The following is a 1737-nucleotide window of genomic DNA, read 5'->3' as shown; positions in this document are numbered from 1 at the left end:
CGAAGCTTCACACCGAGCCGTTGCCAGCTCCGCATGTCCGGGTAGGGAACGGCTGATGGAACAGCCGGTTTCATCAAGTCATGCCACCCCGTGAAACAGAGATACATGCGACTTTGCAGGTCGCACTGGCGAGTCCCGGTCCGACCTGTTTTGCCATCACTCTCAAGTGCCAGCGCAACCTTTTGACGTCCTATCCTCCGACTACAAAGCTAATTTCATGTGCGTGCGAAATTCGCTCAAACTAGTGTTCCGTTCCGCTGATTCGCGTACAAAGTCTTTGTAGCTTTGCGAGGATGGAGTCAGCGGAAGCGGTCCATGTAAACGCTTTGCAATTCTCGTTGTAGTGGGACACGAATTGATCGATACGCTTGATCAGTTGCTTGACCGAGCCGAACGAGCCGCGACGTATGGCCTTGCCGGTGATCAACGCAAAGAAGCGTTCCACCTGGTTAAGCCACGAACTATAAGTGGGGATGAAATGCATGTGCCACCGAGGCCGCGCGGCCAGCCATGCCTTGACTTTGGGATGCTTGTGGGCACTGTAGTTGTCAACGATGCAGTGCACGTCGAGAGCTTGCGGGACCGCCTTGTCGATCTCACGCAGGAACGACAGAAACTCCTGGTGCCGGTGACGCGGCTTGCGGGTGGCCAGCACCGCGCCGTTGAGCACGTTCAGGGCCGCAAACAGCGTGGTGGTGCCGTGACGGACATAGTCATGCGTGACACCCTCGACGTAACCAAAGCCCATCGGCAGCACGGGCTGAGTACGCTCAAGCGCCTGGCATTGGCTTTTCTCGTCTACGCACAGCACCAGCGCGTTCTCCGGAGGGCTCAGGTACAGGCCGACCACGTCGCGCAGTTTCTCGATGAAGAACGGGTCGGTCGACAGTTTGAAGCTTTCGCTGCGGTGCGGCTGGAGGCCCAGCAGTTTGAAGTATCGATGGACGCTGGTCGCAGAGATTGCCGTCTCGGCAGCAATTGTGCGTACGCTCCAATGCGTGGAGCCGTCGGCAGGCTTGGTATGCAACGTCTTGTGGATCAACTCGGCCACCCGCTCGTCATCGATCGTGCGAGGCTTGCCGGGCCGGACTTCGTCGTACAGACCATTGATGCGCTGTTCAAGAAACCGGGCGCGCCATTTACCCACAGTGGCACGTGTGAGTTGCAGGCGCCTGGCAATCTCGCTATTTGGTTCGCCAGCGGCCGCAGCCAGGACGATGCGTGCCCGTGTAACCAGCGCAGCCGGAATCGAACGCGAACGCGCCATCGAAGCAAGTTGCGATTGTTCGGCTTCGCTCAACATCAACTCCACCTTCGGTCGTCCCATTGGCATGCCGGTATCTCCCGTTCCGTTGATACCAACATCCTACGCAAACATAGTTCAGTTAACAACGGAACAGGACACTAGCCTGGCGCTTACATACTCCCTCTGATAGGAACAACCATGTGCGAGGATGGCCCATATGGTACGGGCCATCTTGTTCGCCAGTGCAACGATCACGACGTTCCGTGGCCGGCGCTTCTTCATCTGCTCGATCCATGGATCAGGCTGTCTGGCACTGTTTATAACACTGCGTGCACCATGAATAAGGAGCGTGCGCAGATAGGTGTCGCCGCGCTGATATGACTCCCGGTGTCAATCGGAATCGGTTTTCAAGATCTAGTCCATGGTTAGAGTAAATTTCCTGAGGGCGGCGTAGCAGTAAATCTCGACGGTGGATCAAGCTGATATTCGCG

General features: G+C 56.9%; 1 protein-coding gene and 1 pseudogene. Both read right to left on the bottom strand.

Annotation, left to right across the window (positions count from 1 at the left end; genetic code table 11):
* Positions 1-241: 241 nt before the first annotated feature.
* Positions 242-1333: an IS630 family transposase gene (locus VSR72_RS43915; protein ID WP_342958410.1), complete on the bottom strand. Its 1092-nt coding sequence runs from the start codon at positions 1331-1333 to the stop codon at positions 242-244.
* A 48-nt stretch (positions 1334-1381) separates the two neighbouring features.
* Positions 1382-1621, bottom strand: a pseudogene (locus tag VSR72_RS43910) (IS110 family transposase); the annotation flags it as partial.
* Positions 1622-1737 lie beyond the last annotated feature (116 nt).

The sequence above is a fragment of the Paraburkholderia sp. JHI869 genome (genome assembly GCF_038900775.1).
Lineage (GTDB): Bacteria > Pseudomonadota > Gammaproteobacteria > Burkholderiales > Burkholderiaceae > Paraburkholderia.
The sequence above is the reverse complement of the archived record's forward strand: the minus strand, read 5'-3'. Positions and strand labels throughout refer to the sequence as shown.

What these genes read in the sequence shown, in the direction of transcription:
- VSR72_RS43915 (WP_342958410.1), bottom strand. Translation starts at nt 1,333, where the DNA reads ATGCCAATGGGACGACCGAAGGTGGAGTTGATGTTGAGCGAAGCCGAA.